17 protein-coding genes and 1 tRNA gene are annotated in these 22,030 nt (G+C 70.7%); 11 read left to right on the top strand and 7 right to left on the bottom strand.

Annotation, left to right across the window (positions count from 1 at the left end; translation table 11 throughout):
* Nucleotides 1–123 precede the first annotated feature (123 nt).
* A complete protein-coding gene (locus P1J78_RS06205) occupies nucleotides 124–1,914 on the bottom strand; it encodes an ABC transporter transmembrane domain-containing protein (protein ID WP_275566460.1) in 1,791 nt (596 codons plus the stop codon).
* Nucleotides 1,915–2,032: 118 nt separating this feature from the next.
* A tRNA-Gly gene (locus tag P1J78_RS06200) sits at nucleotides 2,033–2,106 on the bottom strand.
* Nucleotides 2,107–2,218: 112 nt separating this feature from the next.
* On the opposite strand from P1J78_RS06200, the gene P1J78_RS06195 reads away from it, so the two are divergent.
* The 4 genes from P1J78_RS06195 to P1J78_RS06180 all read left to right on the top strand — a co-directional run bounded on the left by P1J78_RS06195 (nucleotide 2,219) and on the right by P1J78_RS06180 (nucleotide 6,119).
* Nucleotides 2,219–3,031, top strand: a complete 813-nt coding sequence (locus tag P1J78_RS06195) for a bifunctional hydroxymethylpyrimidine kinase/phosphomethylpyrimidine kinase (protein ID WP_275566459.1) — start codon at nucleotides 2,219–2,221, stop codon at nucleotides 3,029–3,031.
* A gap of 13 nt (nucleotides 3,032–3,044) precedes the next feature.
* Complete coding sequence (locus P1J78_RS06190; protein WP_275566458.1) at nucleotides 3,045–4,139, top strand: methylglyoxal synthase; 1,095 nt, start codon at nucleotides 3,045–3,047, stop codon at nucleotides 4,137–4,139.
* A gap of 37 nt (nucleotides 4,140–4,176) precedes the next feature.
* Nucleotides 4,177–4,500 (top strand): helix-turn-helix domain-containing protein, encoded by a 324-nt coding sequence (locus P1J78_RS06185; protein WP_275566457.1) that lies wholly within the window; start codon nucleotides 4,177–4,179, stop codon nucleotides 4,498–4,500.
* 104 nt (nucleotides 4,501–4,604) lie between these two features.
* Nucleotides 4,605–6,119: a bifunctional aminoglycoside phosphotransferase/ATP-binding protein gene (locus P1J78_RS06180; protein WP_275566456.1), complete on the top strand. Its 1,515-nt coding sequence runs from the start codon at nucleotides 4,605–4,607 to the stop codon at nucleotides 6,117–6,119.
* A 131-nt stretch (nucleotides 6,120–6,250) separates the two neighbouring features.
* Here P1J78_RS06180 and P1J78_RS06175 read toward each other — a convergent pair whose 3' ends face one another.
* Nucleotides 6,251–7,993 (bottom strand): PHA/PHB synthase family protein, encoded by a 1,743-nt coding sequence (locus P1J78_RS06175; protein ID WP_275566455.1) that lies wholly within the window; start codon nucleotides 7,991–7,993, stop codon nucleotides 6,251–6,253.
* Nucleotides 7,994–8,226: 233 nt separating this feature from the next.
* On the opposite strand from P1J78_RS06175, the gene P1J78_RS06170 reads away from it, so the two are divergent.
* Nucleotides 8,227–8,703, top strand: coding sequence for an Lrp/AsnC family transcriptional regulator (locus tag P1J78_RS06170; RefSeq protein WP_275566454.1), 477 nt, complete (start codon nucleotides 8,227–8,229; stop codon nucleotides 8,701–8,703).
* A 59-nt stretch (nucleotides 8,704–8,762) separates the two neighbouring features.
* On the opposite strand, the gene P1J78_RS06165 is transcribed toward P1J78_RS06170, so the two are convergent.
* The 3 genes from P1J78_RS06165 to P1J78_RS06155 all read right to left on the bottom strand — a co-directional run bounded on the left by P1J78_RS06165 (nucleotide 8,763) and on the right by P1J78_RS06155 (nucleotide 14,119).
* Nucleotides 8,763–10,133 carry an aspartate aminotransferase family protein gene (locus P1J78_RS06165; RefSeq protein ID WP_275566453.1) on the bottom strand — a complete coding sequence of 457 codons (1,371 nt, stop codon included), beginning with the start codon at nucleotides 10,131–10,133 and terminating at the stop codon, nucleotides 8,763–8,765.
* A 22-nt stretch (nucleotides 10,134–10,155) separates the two neighbouring features.
* Nucleotides 10,156–11,631, bottom strand: a complete 1,476-nt coding sequence (locus tag P1J78_RS06160; RefSeq protein WP_275566452.1) for an NAD-dependent succinate-semialdehyde dehydrogenase — start codon at nucleotides 11,629–11,631, stop codon at nucleotides 10,156–10,158.
* 178 nt (nucleotides 11,632–11,809) lie between these two features.
* Nucleotides 11,810–14,119 (bottom strand): xanthine dehydrogenase family protein molybdopterin-binding subunit, encoded by a 2,310-nt coding sequence (locus tag P1J78_RS06155; protein WP_275566451.1) that lies wholly within the window; start codon nucleotides 14,117–14,119, stop codon nucleotides 11,810–11,812.
* Between the two features lie 81 nt (nucleotides 14,120–14,200).
* Between P1J78_RS06155 and P1J78_RS06150 the strand changes: the two genes are divergently transcribed.
* Nucleotides 14,201–14,818: an alpha/beta family hydrolase gene (locus P1J78_RS06150; RefSeq protein ID WP_275566450.1), complete on the top strand. Its 618-nt coding sequence runs from the start codon at nucleotides 14,201–14,203 to the stop codon at nucleotides 14,816–14,818.
* A gap of 190 nt (nucleotides 14,819–15,008) precedes the next feature.
* Here P1J78_RS06150 and P1J78_RS06145 read toward each other — a convergent pair whose 3' ends face one another.
* The gene (locus P1J78_RS06145) at nucleotides 15,009–17,204 is read right to left on the bottom strand and encodes a primosomal protein N' (RefSeq protein WP_275566449.1); all 2,196 of its coding nucleotides are present in this window, start codon (nucleotides 17,202–17,204) and stop codon (nucleotides 15,009–15,011) included.
* 95 nt (nucleotides 17,205–17,299) lie between these two features.
* Here P1J78_RS06145 and fsa point away from each other — a divergent pair, with 95 nt between their 5' ends.
* From fsa to P1J78_RS06120, 5 genes are all read left to right on the top strand, one after another.
* Nucleotides 17,300–17,953 carry a fructose-6-phosphate aldolase gene (gene fsa / locus P1J78_RS06140; protein WP_275566448.1) on the top strand — a complete coding sequence of 218 codons (654 nt, stop codon included), beginning with the start codon at nucleotides 17,300–17,302 and terminating at the stop codon, nucleotides 17,951–17,953.
* 207 nt (nucleotides 17,954–18,160) lie between these two features.
* The gene (locus tag P1J78_RS06135; protein ID WP_275566447.1) at nucleotides 18,161–18,871 is read left to right on the top strand and encodes a DUF484 family protein; all 711 of its coding nucleotides are present in this window, start codon (nucleotides 18,161–18,163) and stop codon (nucleotides 18,869–18,871) included.
* On the top strand, nucleotides 18,868–19,806 hold the full coding sequence (locus tag P1J78_RS06130) for a tyrosine recombinase XerC (RefSeq protein WP_275566446.1): 939 nt from the start codon (nucleotides 18,868–18,870) through the stop codon (nucleotides 19,804–19,806). The genes P1J78_RS06135 and P1J78_RS06130 overlap by 4 nt, the downstream gene beginning before the upstream one ends.
* A 120-nt stretch (nucleotides 19,807–19,926) precedes the next feature.
* Nucleotides 19,927–21,228: a SulP family inorganic anion transporter gene (locus P1J78_RS06125; RefSeq protein ID WP_275566445.1), complete on the top strand. Its 1,302-nt coding sequence runs from the start codon at nucleotides 19,927–19,929 to the stop codon at nucleotides 21,226–21,228.
* A gap of 100 nt (nucleotides 21,229–21,328) precedes the next feature.
* On the top strand, nucleotides 21,329–22,030 hold the full coding sequence (locus P1J78_RS06120) for a CDP-alcohol phosphatidyltransferase family protein (protein WP_275566444.1): 702 nt from the start codon (nucleotides 21,329–21,331) through the stop codon (nucleotides 22,028–22,030).

The following is a 22,030-nucleotide window of genomic DNA, read 5'->3' as shown; positions in this document are numbered from 1 at the left end:
CGTCTAACCGCGCCCGGACGCAAGGAAAACGGCGGCGCGCGCGTGCGTTTGGCGAGCTTCGCGCGACGGCGCGCCCGGCCCCCCGGTCCGTCCGGCGGCCCGCTCAACCCATGGTCGGCGCCGCTACTCCGCCGCCAACCCTTCGGTGAACTGCAGCCGCGCCAGCCGGGCATAGAGCCCGTCCTGCGACACCAGGTCGGAATGGGTGCCCTCGGCCACGATCCGGCCCTCGTCGAACACCAGGATACGGTCGGCCTTTTTCACCGTGGCCAGCCGGTGGGCGACGATCAGCGTGGTGCGGCCGCGGCTCAGCTCGTCCACCGCCGCCTGTACCAGCCGCTCGCTTTCGGCGTCCAGCGCCGAGGTCGCCTCGTCCAGAAGCAGGATCGGCGCGTCGCGCAGGATCGCGCGGGCGATGGCGATGCGCTGTTTCTGGCCGCCCGAGAGCATCACGCCGCGCTCGCCGACATAACTGTCGTAGCCGTCGGGCAGCTTCGACAGGAACTCGTCGGCGGCGGCGGCGCGGGCGGCGGCCTCCACCTCGTCGTCGGTGGCGTCGGGCCGGCCGAAGCGGATGTTCTCGCGCGCCGTGTCGGCGAAGATCACCGGATCCTGCGGCACCAGCGCGATGGCGCGGCGGAAATCGGCGCGGGTCATCCCGGTCAGCGCCTGGCCGTCGATGCGCACGGTGCCCGATTGCGGGTCGTAGAAGCGCAGGAGAAGCTGGATCACCGTGGATTTCCCGGCCCCCGACGGGCCGACGAGCGCCACGCTCTCGCCCGGCGCGATCGTCAGCGACACGCCCTCCAGCGCCTGGGTGTCGGGCCGGGTCGGATAGTGGAACGTCACGTTGTCGAAGGCGATGGCGCCCTGGCAGGGCTCGACCAGCGGGACGGGGTGCTCCGGGTCGGTCACGCTGTCTTTCGCGCCCAGCAATTCGACAAGGCGTTCCGTGGCGCCGGCGGCGCGCTGCAGCTCGCCCCAGATCTCGGACAGGGCCCCGGTCGCGCCGGCCACCATCACGGCGTAGATCACGAACTGCACCAGCTCGCCCACCGTCATCAGGTCGGCTCGCACGTCGCGCGCGCCCACCCAAAGCACGCCGACCACGCCCGAGAAGATCAGCGCAATGACGATCACGGTCATCAGCGCGCGGGTGCCGATCCGCTGCTTGGCGGAGAGGAACGACCGCTCCGTCACATCCGCGAAGCTGCGCCGCGCCGCCGGTTCGTTGGTGAAGGCCTGCACCGTCTGCGCCGACAAGAGCGTCTCCGAGGCGCTGCCGGAAGAGGCGGCGATCCAGTCCTGGTTCTCGCGCGAGAGCTTGCGCAGGCGCCGGCCCAGCACGATGATCGGCACGATCACCACCGGCACGATCAGCAGAACCAGCCCGGTGAGCTTGGCCGAGGTCAGAAGCAGCAGGACGAGGCCGCCGATCAGTATCAGCAGGTTGCGCAGCGCCACCGAGACGGACGAGCCGATCACCGACAGGATCAGCGTAGTGTCGGTGGTGATCCGGCTCAGGACCTCGCCGGTCATGATCCGTTCGTAGAAGGCCGGCGACATGCCGATCATGCGGTCGAACACCGATTTGCGGATGTCCGCCACCACCCGCTCGCCCAGCCGCGTCACGAGGTAATAGCGCAGGCCCGTCCCCAGCGCGAGCAACAGCGCAATGGCCAGCGCCGCGACGAAGTAGCTGTCCAGCAGTTCGGAGGCCGAGGTCTCGAACCCGTCGACCACCCGCCGGACGGCCAGCGGCAGGGTCAGCGAGACCGTCGCGGTCAGCACCAGCGCCCCGATGGCGGCAAGGAGCAGTCCCCGATAGGGCCGCAGGAACGGCCACAGCTCCCGCAGCGCGCCGATGCGGCGGGATTTGTCGCGGTCTTCCTTCACGGTGGGCTGTCGCGCCATCTGTCCTCGCTCCGTCGTTCCGGGCGGGCATAGCCAAGTGACGCAAGATCGGCAAGCCGGGGCCGGCGCGCCAATATGTCCGGGGCACGTCGTCGTGGCGCGGTTTGCGGAGCGGGCCTGGAGCGGGTAGACGGAATCGAACCGACATCACCTGCTTGGAAGGCAGGGGCTTTACCATTAAGCTATACCCGCGGGGCCCGACAGTCTGTATTTCAAGGGCGTCGGAGGGTCAAGCGGCATGACCGCGCCCCTCGCGGCCGCGCGGGCGACCGGCGGGTGAGTTGGGGGATGGGAGCGCACGATCTTGGCCCGAATCCTGATCCTGTCGAGCTGGGTGGCCCACGGACATGTGGGCCTGTCCGCGGCTGCGCCGGTGCTGCAGGCGCTGGGCCATACGGTGACGCAGCTTCCGACGGTCGTCCTGTCGAACCATCCCGGCTGGCCCCGTGCCGCGGGGCACCCGGTTCCGCCGGAGACGCTTGCCGAAATGGTCGATGCGCTGGACGCCAACGGGTTCCTGCACGGGCAGGACGCGGTGCTGACTGGCTATCTGCCCGGCGCGGCGCATGTGGCCTTCGCCGCCGACCTCGTGGACCGGCTGCGCGCGGCGGCAGAGCGGCCGCTCCGCGTCGTGGTGGACCCGGTGCTCGGCGACGCGCCCAAGGGTCTGTACCTGCCCGAAGACGCGGCCGCCGCCCTGCGCGACCGGCTGGTTCCGCTGGCCGACGTGCTGACGCCCAACCTCTTCGAGCTGGGATGGCTCGCCGGCGGGCCGGCGGAGACGCGCGACAGCGCCCGGACCGCGGCGCAGGGCCTGATGGGCGCGGGCCGGGCGCGGACGATCCATGTCACCTCGGTGCCCGACGGTCCGGCGCGGACTGGGGTTCTGACGGTGACGCGGGACGGCGCCGAGCTGCTCGGCCGGCCGCTGCGCGACGGCGTCCCGCACGGCGTCGGCGACGTGTTCGCCGCCCTGATCGCGGCCGGCCTGCCCGCGCGCGCCGCCCTCGGCCACCTGGACGCGCTGATCGAGGCCAGCCTCGGCGCGCCGCATCTGCGCATCGCCGAGGCGGCGCAAAGCTGGACCCGACCCGCCGCGACGCTGCCACCCGCCTGAAGGAGCCGCCGCCATGGCCTTCGACTTCATCCTGATGCTGACCGCCGACGACCGGACCATCCCGGACGCTCGCGCCCGGCTGGGCGAGGCGCTGGAAGGCGGCGTCCGGCATATCGGGTTCAAGGACGTGGGCCTGCCCTTCGCCGACCTGAAGGGGCTCGCCGACGAGATCCGGGCCGCCGGCGGCCGCTCCTACCTGGAGGTGGTCAGCCTCGACGCCGACAGCGAGATCGCCTCGGCCCGCGCGGCGGTGGACCTGGACGTCGACTGCCTGCTGGGCGGCACGCGCGCCGAGGACGTGACGGCCCTGACCCGCAACCACCCGGTGCGCTACTATCCGTTTCCCGGCCGCATCACCGGGCACCCGTCGGTTCTGGAAGGCCCGGCGGCGGACATCGTCGACTCCGCCCGCCGCCTGGCCGATCTGGAATACGTGCACGGGCTGGACCTGCTGGCCTATCGCTTCCGGGGCGACGTGCCGGAGCTGATGGCGCAGGTCTGCGCGGCGGCGGACAAGCCGGTGATCATGGCCGGCAGCATCGACAGCGCGGCCCGGGTGCGCGAGATCGCCGAGGCCGGCGCCGCGGGCTTCACCGTGGGCACCGCGGCGCTGGCCGGGGCGTTTCCGGCCGACGCGCCGGGGTTCGCCGCGCAAGTCCGTGCCATCCTGGCGATCACCGGTCGCGCCCGGGCCGCCGCGACCGCACCGCGCCGCATCGCGCTGGCCGCGCACGACACGCGCAAGACGCAGCTGCGCGCCTGGGTCTCGCGGCACGCCGACAGGCTCGCCGGGCACCAGCTGATCTGCACCGGCGGCACCGGGCGGATGATCGCCGACGCCGCCCCGGCGCTGACGGTGAAACGCCTGCAACGCGGTGCGCGGGGCGGCGACCAGCAGCTGGGCGCGCTGATCGCGACCGGAGAGCTGGACGCGGTCATCTTCTTCGCCGACCCGACCGTGCCGCATGGCGGCGACGCCGACCTGCAGGCGCTCACCCGGCTGGCGATGCTGCACGACACGCCCGTCGCGCTCAGCCCCTCGGCGGCCGACATGGTGGCGCAGGCGCTCCTGGTCTCCGGCGCCGAGCCCGCCGCGCCCCCCGACTAGCGGTGGCGCAGGACCGGCGGGCCGCCCCGCCGGCGCGATGCCTGTCGGGACCGGCCGCAGCCGCTCCGGCATCCCGCGCCGCAGAACGCCCAGCATCCTCGGCGCGGCCACGATGGCACGGCAGTCAAGCGCGCCCGCCCGGCAGTGCAGCTCGAGCGCGCACTTGCCCGGCACGCGGCAGGAATCGATCAGCCGGGCGTTCCATGCGCTCGCCGATGCGGGCGCCATCGCGCTGAAGACGCCGTATCTCGTCGAGATCCGCGACATCGATCTACTTGCAGAGGAGTCCGGCGAAGACTATCCGACCGATATCGAGGTGTTCGAGACACTCGCCGGAGGCGCCGGGGAACGCGACGACTGACCCGCGCCCGGGCCGCGCCAGGGGGCGCTCGACACCGGTCAAACCGGCCGCCGCGACCGGCTGCTCGCGGTCGACGCTGTCCGGCGGCCGCAAGGGGAATCGGAATGCAGGTGCAGGACCAGAGCGCGGCGATCGCCTTTCTGTCCGATCCCGCGACCCATGGCGGCCGGGCCGTCGAGACGGTCGAGACCCATATCTCGCATATCTTCCTGACCGGCGACCGGGCCTACAAGCTGAAGCGCGCCGTGCATCTGCCCTATGCGGATTTCTCGACGCCGCAGATCCGGCTGGACGGCTGCCGCAAGGAACTGGCGCTGAACAGCGCGATCACGCCGGACCTCTACCGCCGCGTGCGCCGGATCACCCGCACCGATGCCGGGCTCGCCTTCGACGGCGACGGCGACCTGGTCGATGCCGTGCTGGAGATGGAGCGGTTCGACCAGACCCTCCTGCTCGACCGCATGGCGACGGACGGCCGGCTGTCGGCGCCGCTGATGCGCGAGGTGGCCGACGTCGTCGCGGCGGCGCACGAACAGGCCCCGGTGGTCGAGGACGAGAGCGGCGCGGAGAACATCGCGGGCGTGCTCGACATCAACCATGCCGGGTTCGGCGAAAGCCATGTCTTCTCGGACGCCGAGGTCGCGGAGATCGACAGCGCTTTCCGGGACGGGCTGGAGCGGCACCGGGATCTGCTGGACCGGCGGGCGCGGGACGGCGCGCTCCGGCGCTGTCACGGCGACCTGCACCTGCGCAACATCTGCCTGTTCCGCGGCCGCCCGCGGCTGTTCGACTGCATCGACTTCAGCGACCGGCTGGCGACGGTCGACGTGCTGTATGACCTGGCCTTCCTGGCCATGGATCTCTGGCACCGGGAGATGACGGCCTATGCCAACCTGGTGGTGAACCGCTACCTCGACGCGGCGGGGGGCGAGGACGGCTTTGCGCTCCTGCCCTATTTCACCGCGCTGCGCGCGGCGGTGCGGGCGCATGTCACCGCGACGCAGGCCGAGGAGGGCGACGACGACAAGGCCCGCGCGGCGCGGGCCTATTACGACCTCGCGCTGGCGCACTTGCGCCCGGCGCCGCCGCGGCTGGTGGCCGTCGGCGGGCTCAGCGGCAGCGGCAAGACCACCGTGGCCGAGGCGCTGGCGCCGCATCTGGGCGCCCCGCCCGGCGCGCGGCTTCTCGAAAGCGACAGGCTGCGCAAGGCGATGTTCGGCGTGCCCTCGACCACCCGCCTGCCCGACTCGGCCTACACGCCGGAGACATCCGACAAGGTCTATGGCGAGATGGCGACGCGGGCCGGCGCCCTGCTGGCGTCCGGCGCCGCCGTCGTGGCGGACGCGGTCTATGACCGGCCCGACCGCCGCGCGGCGATCCGGTCGGTCGCCGAGAGCGCCGGCGTGCCGTTTCAGGGGGTCTGGCTGCAGGCCGCGCCGGAGGTGCTGCGCCGGCGGCTGGAGGCCCGGCAGGGCAGCGATTCCGACGCGACGACGCAGGTGCTGGACGCGCAGCTCCGGCGCGACCCCGGCGCGATGGACTGGATCGTCCTGTCGGCCGAGACGGACCCCGACGACACGGCCGCCGCGATCCGGGACACGCGCGCCCGCACCCGTTGACCGCCGTCAATGCGTCCCGCCCCGCCGCGAGTCGGTGACGCACCGGGGGGAGGACGACCGATGCTCCGGCCCGAAGACCGCACGCCCTATTTCGAAGAGCGGGTGAAGGTCGCGCAGCGCGCCCCGGCGCCTCACCGCTGCAGGACGTACCGCCCCGGCGCCGGATCCAGCGGCGGCAGCCCCGCCTCCGGCGCACCCATCGGCGGCGGCACCACCGGCGCGCCCGCCTGCCGCGCGGTCAGCCAGTCCGCCCAGACGGGCCACCACGACCCCTCCTGCGGCTGGTGCTGCTGGAACCAGGTGTCCGGGTCGGCATAGTGATCGTCCGGCGCCCGGTGGCCGATGCGGTGGCTGCGATGCGGGTGCCCCGGCTCGCTCAGGATGCCGCCGTTATGGCCGCCGCTCGTCAGCACGAAGGTCAGGTCGGCATCGGTGAACAGCGAGACCTTGTAGACCGAGCGCCACGGCGCGATATGGTCCTCCTCCGTGCCCAACACGAACATCGGCGCCGCGATATCGCTCAGCGCCACGACCCGGCCGTCCACCGCGAACCGCCCCGAGGTCAGCCGGTTCTCCAGGAACAGCCCGCGCAGATACTCCGAATGCATCCGGTAGGGCATCCGCGTGGTGTCGTCGCTCCAGGCGCCGATGTCGAACTCGCGCTCCTCCTCGCCCAGCATGTACCGCCGGATCAGCCGCGACCAGATCAGGTCGTTCGCCCGAAGCACCCGGAAGGCGCCGGCCATCTGTTTCTGATCCAGATAGCCCTGCGCCCACATCAGGTCTTCCAGATAGGCGACCTGCGCCTCGTCGACGAACAGCATCAGCTCGCCGGCTTCCGAGAAATCGGTCTGCGCCGCCAGCAGGGTGATCGAGGCCAGCCGCGTGTCGTTGCTCCGCGCCATGACCGCCGCCGCGATGCTCAGGATCGTGCCGCCCAGGCAGTAGCCACAGGCGTGAACCCGGGTGTCCGGGCATATCCGGCCGATCGCGTCCAGCGCCGCCATGACCCCCCGCGCGCGGTAGTCGTCGAGCGACAGGTTGCGCTGCGCCTCCGTCGGGTTGCACCAGGAGATGCAGAAGACGGTGAAGCCCTGCTCCACCAGGTACGAGATCAGCGAGTTCTTCGGGCTGAGGTCGAGAATGTAGTATTTCATGATCCAGGCCGGCACGATCAGCACCGGCTCGGGCTGCACCGTCTCGGTCTGCGGCGCGTACTGGATCAGCTCGAAGATGTCGTTGCGATAGACGACCTGCCCGGGCGTCGTCGCCACCGTGCGGCCGACCTCGAACGTCTCGGACTGTTTCGGCACGCCCGCCAGTTCGGCCACCGCATCCTCTGCCAGGTGCCCGGCGCCGCGCATCAGGTTCAGCCCGCCGCTTTCTGCCGTGGCCTGCAGAACCTTGGGGTTCAGCGCCGGGTTGTTCGACGGCGACGCCATGTCCAGCATCTGCCGCACCATGAAGTTCACCCGCTCGGCGCTGCGCTTGCGCATGCCGCGCTGGCCCTGCGTGGCAAAGCCCCACCAGTCCTGCGCCGCCAGAAACGACTGCTTCCAGGCGCGGAACGGCCACTGGTCCCAGGCCTCGTGGTCGAAGCGGCGGTCGCCGGGCTCGGGCTGGAACCCCAGCGCCGGGTCGGCCAGCCCCTGCAGCGCGCGCCACTGGTTGCGCCAGGCCCGCTCGGCCCATTCGCGCTGAAGCCCCGGCGCCCGCGCGGCGGCACTCAGCCAGTCCGCCCAGGCGGCCGCGGCCGATCGGGGCGACATGCCCATCGTCGTCTGCGCCTGCATCGCGCTCAGCGCCCGGTCGAGCGCCCGGCCCGGGACCGGCTCGGCCGCGCCCGGCGCTGGCTCCTGTGAGGTCTGCGACATGGGGTCTTCCTCCGGCTCTGCGCGCACCGGCCCGCGCCGATGCCGACATCCTGTTCGTTTCGCGGCCAGTCGTTTCAGACTTGCGCGACATCTGTGTTGATGCACGTCAATCGCGCCGGGAAAAGCCGCCCGGCATGCGGCGAAACCGCGCTGTCGCGGGCCGGACCGGCCCGCATGGCCATTCCGCCGCGCGCCCCCTATAACCGGATGCGGAACAAGGAAAAACGGGCGGCATGGCGCGGCAACCGAAGCTTGACGGCTACGACATGGCGATCCTGCGCGAGTTGCAGGTGAACGGCCGCATGACCAAGGTCGCGCTGGCCGAGGCCGTGAACCTGTCGCCAAGCCCCTGCTGGGAACGGCTGAAGAAGCTGGAGGCGGCGGGCTACATCACCGGCTACCGCGCGATGGTCGACGTGCGCCGGATCGCCCCGGCGACCGAGGTGCTGGTGGAGATCGTGTTGTCGGGCCACCGGGCCGAGGATTTCCGCCGATTCGAGGAGGCGATGACAGCAGCGCGCGAGGTGCGGACCTGCTGGGCGCTGGGCGGCGGCGTGGACTATATGCTGCGGCTGGTGGTGGCGGATGTCGACGCCTATCAGCGGCTGATGGACCGCCTCCTGGACGCGGGGCTGGGGATCGAGCGCTATTACGGCTACATCGTGACCAAGCCGGTGAAGGACGGGCCGGACCCGCTGCCCGAGGGGTAGCGCGGCGGCCCCGGGGGGCCGGCGCGCCCCGGTCGCCCGGAACGCGCCGCGGGGTCGTCTCAGCCCAGGACCTTCGCCACGGCCTTCGCCGTCTTGCCGGCGATCTCCTCGGCCTCCGCCGGCGTCAGGCAGAGCGGCGGCGCGAAGCCCAGGATGTCGCCCTGCGGCATCGACCGGCCGATCACCCCCTCGGCCAGAAGCGCCTCGGTGACGCGGGCGCCGACCTTTTCGGAGGCGTCGAAGAAGCGGCGCGTGTCGCGGTCTTTCACGAACTCCACCGCGCACATCATCCCCTCGCCGCGGATGTCGCCGACATGCGCGTGGGCACCGATGGCCTCCGCCATGGCCTTGCGGAAATGCGCGCCGGTCGTGCCGGCATTCTCCACCAGTCCCAGCTCGTCGATCAGCTGCAGGTTGGCGATGCCCGCGGCGGCGCCGATCGGGTGGGCCGAATAGGTCCAGCCATGGCCGATGGGGCCCAACTCGTCGGTCCCCTGCTCCAGCACCTGCCACACGCGGTCGCCGACGATGGAGCCCGACAGCGGCGCATAGGCCGAGGTGAGCCCCTTGGCGATGGTCATGATGTCGGGCGTCAGGCCGTAATGGTCCGAGCCCGTCATGCTGCCCAGCCGGCCGAAGCCCGTGACGACCTCGTCCGCGATCAGCAGGATGTCGTGCTTTTTCAGGATCGGCTGGATCGCCTCCCAGTAGCCGGCCGGCGGCGGCACGATACCGCCCGTGCCCAGCACCGGCTCGCCGATGAAGGCGGCGATGGTGTCGGGGCCCTCGCGCTCGATCAGCTGCTCCAGCTCGGCGGCGCACCAGGCGGTGAACGCCTCCTCGGACATGTTCAGGTCGGGGCGGCGATAGTAGTACGGCGCCTCGGTATGGATGACCTGGCTCAGCGGCAGATCGAACTTCCTGTGGAACAGCTCCAGCCCGGTGAGCGAGCCGGTCATCAGGCCCGAGCCGTGATAGCCGCGCCAGCGCGAGATGATCTTCTTCTTCTCGGGCCGGCCCAGGATGTTGTTGTAGTACCAGACCAGCTTCACGTTGGTCTCGTTCGCGTCCGAGCCGCCCAGGCCGAAATAGACCTTGGACATGCCGTCCGGCGCCCGCTCCAGGATCATCTTGGCAAGCGTGATGGAGGCTTCGGTGCCATGGCCGACATAGGCGTGGTAGTAGGACAGCTCGCGCGCCTGCTCGGCGATGGCCTCGGCGATCTCGGGGCGGCCGTAGCCCACGTTCACGCAGTAGAGCCCGGCGAAGGCATCCAGCAGCCGGTTGCCGTCGCGGTCCTCGATGTGACAGCCCTTGCCGCCGGTGACGATCCGGTTCGGGGCCTCGCCGCGGGCGAATTGCGCCAGGTGGGTGGAGGGATGGAAGAAGTAATCCCTGTCCCACTGGTCCAGCATGTCGTTCTTCAGCATGTTGTTGTTCCTTTCGTAGCGCTCATGCCCAGTCGCGGCAGACGTATTTCAGTTCCATGAATTCCTGCATCCCCAGCCGCGCGCCCTCGCGGCCCAGGCCGGACTGCTTGGTGCCGCCGAACGGGATCGGGGCGCCGGTGACCTTGGTGCGGTTCACCGCCACCATGCCGTATTGCAGCGCCCGGCTGACGCGGTAGATGCGCCGGGGGTCGAGGCTGTGCAGGTAGGCGACCAGGCCGTACTCGGTGTCGTTGGCGCGCGCCACGACCTCTTCTTCGGTGTCGAAGGGGACGATGGGCGCCACCGGGCCGAAGGTCTCCTCGTGCAGGATCGCGGCGTCGGCCGGCACGTCGGTCAGCACCGTCGGCTCGTAGAACAGCGTCCCCAGCGCGTGGCGCTTGCCGCCGCAGGCCAGCTTGGCGCCCTTGTCCAGCGCGTCGGCGACGTGCTCCTCCTGCTTGGCCACGGCCTTCTCGTTCATCAGCGGGCCGATGTCGGGATCGTCCATGCCGCGGCCCACGGTCATCGCCTGCGTCGCCGCCACGAACTTCTCGCAGAACGCCTCGTAGACCGGCCGCTCCACGTAGATGCGGTTGGCGCCCAGGCAGTCCTGGCCCGACGTGGCGAACTTGGCCTTGATCGATTCCGCCACCGCCTCGTCCAGGTCGCAGCCCTTGAACACGATGACCGGCGCGTGGCCGCCCAGCTCCATCACCAGCTTCTTGATGGTCTCCGCGCTGTCGCGGTAGAGCAGCCGCCCCACCTCGGTCGAGCCGGTGAAGGACAGCGCCCGCACCCGCGCATCCGAGGTCCAGGGCGGCACCACGGTCGAGGCGCGGCCGGTGACCACGTTGAACACGCCCGCGGGCAGGCCGGCCCGCTCGGCCAGCTCCGCCAGAGCGGTGGCCGAATAGGGCGTCTCCGACGACGGATGCGCCACCACGGTGCAGCCCGCCGCCAGCGCCGCGGCCGCCTTGCGCGTCAGCATCGCCGAGGGGAAGTTCCACGGCGTGATCAGCGCCACCACGCCCATCGGCTCAAGCCACAGTTCGACCTCGGCATCCGGCAGGTGGCTGGTCACGCCCTCCACGTTCGGGCGCTTGGCCTCCTCTGCGTAGTATTCCACGAAGCTCGCGGCATAGTCGATCTCGCCGCGCGCCTCCGAGATCGGCTTGCCCTGCTCGGCCACCATGATCCGGGCCAGGTCCTCCTTGTGCTCGATCATCAGGTCGAACCAGCGCCGCAGCACCGTGGACCGCGCCTGCGGCAGCCAGCCGGACCAGCCCGGAAACGCCGCCTGCGCCGCGTCCACCGCCGCCGCGCTTTCCTCGGCGGACAGGCTCGCGACCTCGCCCACGACCGAGCCGTCGGCGGGGTCGGAGATGGTCAGCACGCTGCCGTCGGCGGCGGCGCGCCACTTGCCGTCGATATAGGAAAAGCTGCGCAAGAGCTTCGGATCCTCGGGCGCCAGCCCGGTGCGCGGCCGGTCGTGCCGCATGGCGACCTCCTTTCGGTTGGAATGTGCGTATGCGGCTGATCTAGGTGGTTTTCCGAAGGGTTTCCGACTGTTCTGCCGGCGGATAGCAGAAGGAATTTCTGCACCGGCCGCCGCGCGCCGATAGAATTCCCGCAGCGCGCCGCCCGACCGAAGATGCCACGATCGCCCCGGAGGCAGCCTATCCCTCCGCCGCGCGGATCGCGGCCCAGACCCGCTGCGGGCTGGCCGGCAGCGCCAGCTCGCGCACCCCCAGCGGCGCCAGCGCGTCCAGCACGGCCGACATCACCACCGGCGTCGCCCCCACGGTCCCGGCCTCGCCGGCGCCCTTCGCGCCCAGCGGGTTGCTCTGCGTGTCCGTCGACAGCACCTCGAACCGCACCGGCGGTACGTCGCCCGCCCGCGGCATCGCATAGTCCATGAAGCTGCCGGACAACAGCTGCCCGGTCTCGCCGTCATAGGCCACGTCCTCCATCAGCGCCTGGCCCATCCCCTGCGCGATGCCGCCGACGATCTGGCCCTCCAGCAGCATCGGGTTCACCACCGTGCCCACATCGTCGACCGAAGTCAGCTGCACCAGTTCCACCACCCCGGTCTCCGGGTCGACCTCGACCTCGCAGATCTGGCAGCCGTTCGGGAAGGCGAAGCCCTGCAGCAGGAAATCGTGCTGCCCGTGCAGGCCCATCCCCAGCTCCGGCGGGAAGATCGGCTTGAAGGACAACGCCGCGATCTGCCGGATCGGCATCGCCTTGTCGGTGCCGGCGACCGAGAAGGTGCCCTCGGCGAACTCCACATCCGCCGGCGACACTTCCATCAGATGCGCGGCCATCGCCTTGCCTTTCTCGATCACTTCGTCGGCCGCGCCCCGGATCGCGCCGCCGCCGTTGATCATCGACCGCGACGCCACGGTGCCGCGCCCGAACGACACCGCGTCGGTGTCCCCCTGCACGACGCGGACCGTCTCGAACGGCACGCCCAGCCAGTCCGACACCATCTGCGCATAGACCGTCTCGTGCCCCTGCCCGTGGCTGAAGGTGCCCGCCAGAACGGTCACGCCGCCCGAGGGGTCGAACCGGATCTCGGCGCCCTCGTTGGCGAGCCCGGCATTCTCCATGTGGACCGCCAGGCCGATGCCCCGGCGCCGGCCCTTTGTCTCCGCCGCGGCCTTGCGCGCCGCCGCGCCGTCCCAGTCGGCCGCCGCCAGCGCCCGGTCCAGAACCGCCGCATAGTCGCCCCCGTCGATCGTGTAGAGCAGCGGCGTCTTGTAGGGCATCGCCCCGGCCGAAATCAGGTTCTTTCGCCGCAGCGCCACCCGGTCCTCGCCCAGCTCGGCCGCAGCCTTGTCCATCAGCCGCTCGATCAGATAGCTCGCCTCGGGTCGCCCGGCACCGCGATAGGGCTGGGTCGGCGCGGTGTTGGTGTAGACCCCGCGCGCGTAGGTATGGGCGACCGGAATGTCGTAGCAGCCGGTGGCCAGCGTGCTGGCGAACATCGCCGCGACGCCGCCGCCGGAGGCGAGATGCGCCCCCTGGTTATAGTCCATCGTCACCCGCAGCGCGGCGATCCGGCCGTCCCCGTCGAAGCCCAGCTCGGCCGTGACGGTCTGGTCGCGCCCGTGATAGTCCGACAGGAGCGACTCCGCCCGGTCCGCCTGCCACAGCACCGGCCGCTCCAGCCGCTTGGCCGCCCAGGCCACCAGCACGTCCTCGGGATACACGGCCCCCTTCATCCCGAATCCGCCGCCCACATCGGGCGCCAGCACCCGCACCTGCGTCTCCGGCAGACCCAGCGCGCCGGCCACGTCGCTCTTCACCGAATGCGGGTTCTGGGTCGAGGTGTGGACCGTCAACCGCCCGTCGCGCCTGTCCCATTCGGCCAGCGTCGCGCGCATCTCGATCGCGTTGGCCGACAGGCGGTTGTTGTGAAGCTCCAGCCGCGTGACATGGGCCGCGGCGGCCAACGCGGCCTCGGTGGCGCCCGCATCGCCCAGCGCCACGGTGAAGGCCAGGTTGTCCTCGGCGCCCGCATGCAGCACCGGCGCCCCCTCGGCCATGGCGGCCGCCGGCGTCAGTACCGGGTCCAGCTCCTCGTAGTCCAGTTCCACCAGCTCGGCCGCGTCCCGCGCCGCCGCCAGGCTGTCGGCCAGGATCAGCGCCACCGGCGCGCCCACATGGGTCAGCCGGTCGGTGGCGAGCGCCGGCATCGGCGGCGCCGATTTCACCTGGTGCATCCCCGGGAACAGCGTGTGGCAGGATAGCCCCCCGATCCCGTCGGCGGCACAGTCCGCGCCGGTCAGCACCGCCGCGACGCCCGGCGCCGCCTTGGCCGCCTCCGTCTCGATTCCGTTCAGCCGGCCATGCGCCACCGGCGCGCGCAGCACGACGGCGTGCAGCATCCGCGGCCGCTCGATATCCGCGACATATCGCGCGCGGCCGGTCAGGAACCGCGCATCCTCCTTGCGGGCGACGCTCTGCCCGATGCCGAATTTCATGCCTGTCCTCCCCTCGGATTTTCCGGGATGCTAGCGCCCGGCACGGCCAAGCGGAAGCCCGACGCGACGGAGGTTCAACCGATGGAATTCCTGTGGAACGGGCCGGAGGACACCCCGGCGACGATCCTGCTCGCCCACGGCGCCGGCGCCGCGATGGACGCGCCCGCAATGACGCTCGCGGCCGAGGCGCTGGCCGCCGCGGGCCTGCGCGTGGCGCGGTTCGAGTTCGGCTACATGGCCGCGCGCCGCAGCGGCGGGGCGAAGCGGCCGCCGCCGCGGGCCGAGGCACTGAATGAGGAGTACCTGGCGGCGGTGGAGGCCGTCGCCGCCCCACTGGTGATCGGCGGCAAGTCGATGGGCGGCCGCGTCGCCAGCATGGTCGCGGACCGGTTATGGGCCGATGGCCGGATCGCGGGGCTTCTCTGCCTCGGCTACCCGTTCCACCCGCCGGGCAAGCCGGAAAAGCTGCGGACCGAGCATCTGGAAGGGCTGCGCACCCCGACCCTCATCTGCCAGGGCACCCGCGATCCGTTCGGCACGGCCGAAGAGGTGCCGGGCTATCCCCTCTCCGATGCGATCCGCGTGGACTGGGTCGCGGACGGCGACCACGACCTGAAGCCGCGCAAGCGGCAGACGGGCAAGGGTCACGCCGAGGCGATGGCAGAGGTGGCGCAGGCCGTCGCGGCCTGGCTCGCATAGCGGGACGGGCGCCTGCCCGAGATCGCCCCGCGGGCCTGTGCAACCGGGTACGCCGCGCGAAGCTGGTGGAAATCGCCCGCGGCTGATCCGGTGCAGCGCCCCGTGGACGCCCAACCCCTGTTACCGCTATCGATAACAATATCCGTTACTTACCACCCCGTCCAACCTCGGACACCCTCGGACGCGACCCTCAATAGAAGCTCTGCGGGTCAATATCTATCGCCAGCCGCAGGTTCGCCGGCAGCTTCACCTGCGCCACCCAGTCCGCCAGCGCCCCCTGCAGCGGCGCCGTCTTCGCCGCCTTCACCAAGAGCCGCACCCGATGCCGCCCCCGGATCCGCGCGATCGGCGCCGGCGCCGGCCCGAAGACCTGCGCCCCGATCCGCCGCAGCGGCGCATCGTTCCGGGCCAGCACCCCGCCCAGGTCGAACACCTCCTGCACGTCCGGCGAGGACAGCACGATCCCCGCCATGCGGCCATAGGGCGGCACGCCGGCCTGCTTGCGCTCCGCCGCCTCGGCGGCCCAGAAGCCTTCCTCGTCGCCCGACAGGATCGCCCGGATCACCGGATGCTCCGGCTGATAGGTCTGCAGCAGCGCCACGCCGGGCTTCTCCGCACGCCCCGCGCGGCCCGCCACCTGCCGCATCAGCTGGAACGTCCGCTCCGCCGCGCGCAGGTCCGACCCCTGCAGCCCCAGATCCGCGTCGATCACCCCCACCAGCGTCAGCAGCGGAAAGTTGTGCCCCTTCGCCACCAACTGCGTGCCGATCACGATGTCCGCCCCGCCTTGCGCGATCTCCTCCACCTTCGCCTTCAGCGCCCGCGCCGAGCCAAAAAGATCCGACGACAGCACCGCGATCCGGGCGTCGGGAAAGAGGCTCACCGCCTCTTCCTGCAACCGCTCCACCCCCGGCCCCACAGGGGCCAGCCGATCCTCGGCCTCGCAGGACGGACAGACGGTGGGCATCGGTTTCGTCTCGCCGCACTGGTGGCAGACGAGCCGCTTCAGGAATCGGTGCTCCACCATCCGCGCGTCGCAGTGATCGCAGCCGATCTGGTGCCCGCAGGCCCGGCAGATCGTCACCGGCGCATAGCCGCGGCGGTTCAGGAACAGCAGCGACTGCTCCCCCGCTTCCAGCCGCTTGCGCACCTCGCCGACCAGGGCGGGCGAGATCCAGCGGTTCGACGGCAGCTCCTCCTGCCGCATGTCGATCGTGGACATATCCGGCAATTCCGCGTCGCCGAAGCGCGATGTCAGCGTCAGCCTTTCATATTTCCCGCTTTCGACATTGGCCCAGCTTTCCAAGCTGGGCGTCGCCGAGGCCAGGATCACCCGCGCCTCGCAGATCGAGGCGCGCAGCACCGCCATGTCGCGGGCGTTGTACAGCACGCCGTCCTCCTGCTTGTAGGAGGTGTCGTGTTCCTCGTCGATCACGATCAGCCCGAGGTCGCGGAACGGCAGGAACAGGGCGGAGCGGGCGCCGACGACGAGCTGTGCGCCGCCCTCCCCGACCATGCGCCAGGCCCGGCGGCGCTCGGTCATGGTCACGCCCGAATGCCACTCCGCCGGCATCGCGCCGAAGCGTTCCTCGACGCGCTTGAGAAACTCCGCCGTCAGCGCGATCTCGGGCAGCAGGACCAGCGCCTGCCGGCCGCGGCGCAGGGTTTCGGCGACGGCTTCGAGATAGACTTCCGTCTTGCCGGAACCGGTGACGCCCTTCAGCAGGGTGGTGCCGTAGGCGCCGGAACGGATACCGGCGCGCAGATGTTCGGCCGCCGCCGCCTGGTCGTCGGTCAGCGTCATCCCCGCGAGGTCCGGGTCGAGCCGCCGGTAGGGCTGGTCGCGCGGGCTTTCCTCCTCCAGCACCGCGCCCTGCTTCACCAGTCCCTTGACGACCGACGCGGTCACCCCCGCCGTCTCGGCCAGCTCGCCCAGCGTGAAGGCCAGCCCGCCATAATCGCGCAGCACCTCGAGCACGCGCCGGCGCGCGTCGGTCATCCTCTCCGGCTCGGCATGGCCCAGCCGGTAGACCTTGCGCATCGAGGGCGGGTCGCCCAGCCCCGGCGAGCGCGTCGCAAGCCGCAGCATCGCGGGCATCGGCGTCAGCGTGTAATCCGCCGCCCGGCCGAGGAATTGTCGCATTTCTTCAAGCATCGGCGCGGCATCCAGCACCCGGATCACCGGCCGGATCTTCGATCTGTCGAAGTCGCCGAGCCCCGGCCCCCAGACCACGCCCAGCACCTTGCGCGGCCCCAGCGGCACCTCGACGAAGGCGCCCAGGAAACAGCCGCCCTCGGGCGCGCGGTAGTCCAGCAGCCTGTCCAGCGGCTGGGTCGTCAGGACGGCGATCAGCGTGCCTTCGTCGAAGAAGGACGGCTCGCTCATCGCGCGGCCCCCGCCCGGGTCGCGAGAGGGGTTCCGATTAGCGCTAACACGCGATATGTCACTGGCAAGCACCGCACTGCCAACAGGAGGCTCCCATGAAATTCTTCGTCGATACCGCCGACGTCGACGCCATTCGCGAACTGCATCAGCTTGGCATGGTCGACGGCGTGACCACGAACCCCAGCCTAATCATGAAATCCGGCCGGGACATCAAGGAAGTCACCAAGGAAATCTGCGACATGGTCGACGGGCCGGTGTCGTCCGAGACGGTGGCGCTGGACGCCGACGGCATGATCCGCGAGGGCCACGAGCTGAAGAAGATCGCCGACAACATCGCGATCAAGGTGCCGCTGACCTGGGACGGGCTGAAGGCCTGCAAGGCGCTGTCGGATGACGGCCACATGGTCAATGTCACGCTGTGCTTCTCGGCCAACCAGGCACTGCTGGCGGCGAAGGCGGGTGCGACCTTCATCTCGCCCTTCATCGGCCGGCTGGACGATATCAACATCGACGGGATGCAGCTGATCGCGGATATCCGCGAGATCTATGACAATTACGGCTTCGAGACGCAGATCCTCGCCGCCTCGATCCGCACGCCGAACCACATGACCGAGGCCGCCAAGATCGGCGCCGACGTGGCCACGGCGCCGCCCGCCGTGATCAAGAAGATGGCCGAGCACCCGCTGACCGACAAGGGGATCGAAGGCTTCCTGAAGGACTGGGAGAAGACCGGGCAGAAGATCCTCTGAAGGTTTCTCTGACGGCGCGCCTTTGACACCTATCCCGTATGCGGGCGGCCGGGAGCCGCCCGTTTTTCGTTCTGTGACCCGCCTGCCACCCGCCGGGCCGATCCCCGGCCGATACCGGACAAAGCACTGGACGTGTCCCCAAGTCATTGGGCAAAAACGAAGGGCAACAAACAGACGGGGCCGGAAGAGCCCCGAAATGAGGCAGGCATGACGAGCGAAAACGCCGCGATCACCGGTGATCTGCGGACCAAGATCATTTCCGAACCCGAATTGATTCTCGAGGACCGCGACCTGATGCGCGCGCTGATCGCCGCGAACGAGAAGGTCATGGGCGGCAACATCGTCGATTTGCGCGGGATCGCGATGGAGCGGCTGGAATCGCGGCTGGAGCGGCTGGAGGAGACGCATCGCCACGTGATCGCCGCGGCCTACGAGAACCTTGCCGGCACCAACATGATCCACCGCGCGGTGCTGAAGATGCTGGACCCGGCGGAGTTCGAGGAATTCCTGGCGAACCTCAACAACGAGATCGCCGAGATCCTGCGCGTCGACGCGCTGCGCCTGGTGCTGGAATCGGCGGTGGCGAACGACGATCCGGCCGCGCGCGATCTGGGCGACGTGCTGCTGGTGGTGGAGCCGGGCTTCATCGGCGAGTACCTGACGCAGGGGCGGAATGTCCCGGTCCGCCAGGTGACGCTGCGCCAGGTGCAGCCCGACAGCGACCTGATCTATGGCGACCGGGCGGACTGGGTCCGGTCCGAGGCCTGCCTGAAGCTGGATCTCGGCCCCGGGCGCCTGCCGGGGATGCTGGTCTTCGGCGCCGAGGATCCGCACCAGTTCAAGCCGAGCCAGGGCACCGACCTTCTGACCTTCTTCGCGGGCGTGTTCGAACGGGCGATGCGCCGCTGGCTGTCGTGACAGCCGCCGCCGATCCGGCGGCTCTGTCGGCGGGTCTCAGGGACGCGCTGGCGCAATGGCTGTCGCATCTGAAGGCGCTGGACGGCGCGGCGGAGCAGACGCTGACCGCCTATCGCCGCGACGTGGCGGGGTTCCTGGCGTTCCTGACGGTCCACAAGGGCGAAAGCCTCGGCGTGGCGGCGCTGGGTCAGGTGACGGTATCGGACATGCGCGCCTGGATGGCCTTCGAGCGGGGCCGGGGCCTGGGCGCGCGGTCGCTGGCGCGGGCGCTGTCGGCGGTGAAGGGCTTCGCCGCCTGGGCGGCGGAGCGCGAGGGGTTCGACCCGACGGCGGTGCTGTCGGCGCGCAGCCCGAAATACCGCCGCAAGCTGCCCCGCCCGCTGACGCCCGAGGCGGCGCGCGAGATGATCGACACGGTGGAGACGCAGACGCCGAACGACTGGGTCGCGGCGCGCGACGTGGCGATCGTCACGCTGCTTTACGGCTGCGGGCTGCGGATCTCCGAGGGGCTGGGGCTGACCGGGGCCGACCATCCGCTGCCGGACACGCTGCGCATAAGGGGCAAGGGCGGCAAGGAGCGCGTGGTGCCGGTGCTGCCGGCCGCGCGCGAGGCCGTGGCGGCCTATGTCCGCGCCTGCCCCTGGCCGGTGGAGCCGGAGCGGCCCCTGTTCCGCGGCGTGCGCGGCGGGCCGGTGAATCCGCGCCTCATCCGCAAGGCGATGCAGTCGGCGCGGATGCAGCTGGGCCTGCCGGCCACCGCCACGCCGCACGCGCTGCGCCACAGCTTCGCGACGCATCTGCTGGCCGCCGGCGGCGACCTGCGGGCGATCCAGGAGTTGCTGGGCCATGCCTCGCTGTCGACGACGCAGGCCTATACGGCGGTCGACCAGGCGCGGCTGATGGAGGTCTACGAGAAGGCGCATCCGAAGGCGTGACGTCGTTTCCTCCCGGGTCGTGGCGACGCCGGGCGACATTCCGGCGCGGGGGCGGCGGCGGGCTTTCCAATCGGGCGCGGCCGGCGTAAGCGGGTAACATCACAACCAACGACCCTGCCCATGCAACCCAAGCTGTTCAGCACGCTTCGCAGCTATTCGCCCCGGCTGTTCCTGGGCGACCTCTTCGCCGGCGTCACCGTGGCGATGGTCGCGCTGCCGCTGAGCCTGGCGATCGCCATCGCCTCGGGGGCGGAGCCGGCGGCCGGGCTGGTGACCGCGGTTGTCGCGGGCTTCCTGATTTCGTTTCTGGGCGGCAGCCGGGTGCAGATCGGCGGGCCGACCGGCGCCTTCATCGTGGTGGTCTACGACGTGATCGCGACGCATGGCTACGACGGGCTGGTGCTGGCGACGCTGATGGCCGGGGTGATCCTGGTGGTGGCGGGCTACCTGCGGGTCGGCAACCTGATCGCACATGTGCCCGAGGCCGTGGTCTCGGGCTTCACCATCGGGATCGCGGTGATCATAGCGGCGAGCCAGCTGAAGGACCTGTTCGGGCTGCAGATGGCAGAGGTGCCGGCGGATTTCCTGGAGAAGCTGCCGGCGCTCTGGGCCGCGCGCGAGAGCTGGTCGTGGCCGGCGACGGCGGTGGGGCTGGCGACGATGGCGGGTATCCTTCTGGCACGGCGGCTGCCGCCGCTGGTGCCGGGGCTGATCGTGGTGGTCGCGCTGACCTCGGGCGCGGTGGTCTGGCTGGCGCTGCCGGTGGACACGATCCAGTCGCGGTTCGGCGCGCTGCCGGGGACGCTGCCGCTGCCCTCGCTGCCCGCGCTGCCGGGCGAGCGGTTCCTGGAGCTTCTGCCCTCGGCCTTCGTGATCGCCTTCCTGGCCGGCGTCGAGTCGCTCCTGTCGGCCATGGTCGCCGACCGGATGATCGAGGACGAGCACCGCCCGAACGCCGAGGTCTACGCGCAGGGGCTGGCGAATATCGGCTCGGCCTTTTTCGGCGGGCTGCCGGCGACGGGGGCGATCGCACGGACGGCGACCAACGTGCGCGCGGGCGGGCGGACGCCGGTGGCGGGGATGATCCACGCCGCGACGGTTCTGGCGGTGATGATGCTGGCCGCGCCGCTGGCCGGGCAGATGGCGATGCCGGCGCTGGCGGGGCTGTTGCTGATCACCGCCTGGAACATGAGCGAGCCGGGCAAGTGGCGCCACCACATGGCGCTGCCGCGGGCGGACCGGGCGCTTCTGGTGATCACGCTGGTCCTGACGGTGGTGACCGACCTGACGGTGGCCATCGGGGTGGGCGTGGCGCTGGGCCTGGCGATCCAGCTGTCGCGACGGAACGTGCCCCCCGCGACCTGGGAGACGCCCGCGCCCTGGCCGGCCGAGGCGCCGAAGGATACTGACGGCAGGGACTGACGGCGGGGGCTGACGGCGGGGACTGACGGCGGGGACTGACGGCGGGGGCTGACCGCGCCAATATGTTGCCCTCGCGGCCCGAATGCTTCATGACCACCGGATGACACCGCGCATCAAGGCCACTGCCGTCCACATGCTGACCGCCACCGGCGCGGTCTTTGCCATGCTCGCGATGCTCGCCGCCGTCGACGAGAAATGGGGGCTGATGTATCTGTGGCTGGTCGTCGCCTTCGCGGTGGACGGGGTCGACGGGCCGCTGGCGCGGAAGACGGATATCAAGGTCAACGCCCCGCAGTTCGACGGCGTGCTGATGGATCTGATCATCGACTACCTGACCTATGTCTTCATCCCGGCCTACGCGCTGTTCAAGTCGGGCCTGCTGCCGGGCTGGACGGGATGGATCGCGATCATCCTGATCACCTTTGCCAGCGTGGTGTATTTCGCGAACACGGGGATGAAGTCGAAGGACAATTCATTCGCCGGCTTTCCCGGTTGCTGGAACATGGTGGTCATCGTGCTGTTCGGGCTGCAGCCGAACTTCTGGGCGATCCTGTTCATCGTCGTGGTGCTGACCGTGGCGATGTTCCTGCCGCTGAAATTCATCCATCCGGTGCGCACGGCCCGCTGGCGGCCGGTGTCGCTGCCGGTGGCCTTCGCCTGGGTCTTCTTCGCCGGCTGGTCCGCGTGGGTCGATTTCGACCCGTCGAGTTGGGCGCATTGGGGGCTGGTGCTGACCTCGCTCTACCTTGTCTTCGCCGGGATCGCGCAGCAGCTGCTCCCGGCGCGGCGGGCCCGCGCCTGA

Origin of the sequence: Psychromarinibacter sediminicola (genome assembly GCF_029168335.1) — a bacterium.
In the GTDB taxonomy this organism is placed as follows: Bacteria; Pseudomonadota; Alphaproteobacteria; order Rhodobacterales; family Rhodobacteraceae; genus Psychromarinibacter; species Psychromarinibacter sediminicola.
Note: the sequence above shows the minus strand (reverse complement) of the source record. Positions and strands in the feature narration are given on the sequence as shown.

Bases quoted from the DNA above. Each gene is read 5' to 3' on its own strand.
- P1J78_RS06120 (WP_275566444.1), top strand. From the start codon at position 21,329: ATGACACCGCGCATCAAGGCCACTGCCGTCCACATGCTGACCGCCACC.
- P1J78_RS06160 (WP_275566452.1), bottom strand. From the start codon at position 11,631: ATGCGGCACGACCGGCCGCGCACCGGGCTGGCGCCCGAGGATCCGAAG.
- P1J78_RS06135 (WP_275566447.1), top strand. From the start codon at position 18,161: ATGACGAGCGAAAACGCCGCGATCACCGGTGATCTGCGGACCAAGATC.
- P1J78_RS06170 (WP_275566454.1), top strand. From the start codon at position 8,227: ATGGCGCGGCAACCGAAGCTTGACGGCTACGACATGGCGATCCTGCGC.
- P1J78_RS06145 (WP_275566449.1), bottom strand. From the start codon at position 17,204: ATGAGCGAGCCGTCCTTCTTCGACGAAGGCACGCTGATCGCCGTCCTG.
- P1J78_RS06155 (WP_275566451.1), bottom strand. From the start codon at position 14,119: ATGAAATTCGGCATCGGGCAGAGCGTCGCCCGCAAGGAGGATGCGCGG.
- P1J78_RS06150 (WP_275566450.1), top strand. From the start codon at position 14,201: ATGGAATTCCTGTGGAACGGGCCGGAGGACACCCCGGCGACGATCCTG.
- fsa (WP_275566448.1), top strand. From the start codon at position 17,300: ATGAAATTCTTCGTCGATACCGCCGACGTCGACGCCATTCGCGAACTG.
- P1J78_RS06125 (WP_275566445.1), top strand. From the start codon at position 19,927: ATGCAACCCAAGCTGTTCAGCACGCTTCGCAGCTATTCGCCCCGGCTG.
- P1J78_RS06185 (WP_275566457.1), top strand. From the start codon at position 4,177: ATGCCTGTCGGGACCGGCCGCAGCCGCTCCGGCATCCCGCGCCGCAGA.
- P1J78_RS06175 (WP_275566455.1), bottom strand. From the start codon at position 7,993: ATGTCGCAGACCTCACAGGAGCCAGCGCCGGGCGCGGCCGAGCCGGTC.
- P1J78_RS06205 (WP_275566460.1), bottom strand. From the start codon at position 1,914: ATGGCGCGACAGCCCACCGTGAAGGAAGACCGCGACAAATCCCGCCGC.
- P1J78_RS06180 (WP_275566456.1), top strand. From the start codon at position 4,605: ATGCAGGTGCAGGACCAGAGCGCGGCGATCGCCTTTCTGTCCGATCCC.
- P1J78_RS06190 (WP_275566458.1), top strand. From the start codon at position 3,045: ATGGCCTTCGACTTCATCCTGATGCTGACCGCCGACGACCGGACCATC.
- P1J78_RS06165 (WP_275566453.1), bottom strand. From the start codon at position 10,133: ATGCTGAAGAACGACATGCTGGACCAGTGGGACAGGGATTACTTCTTC.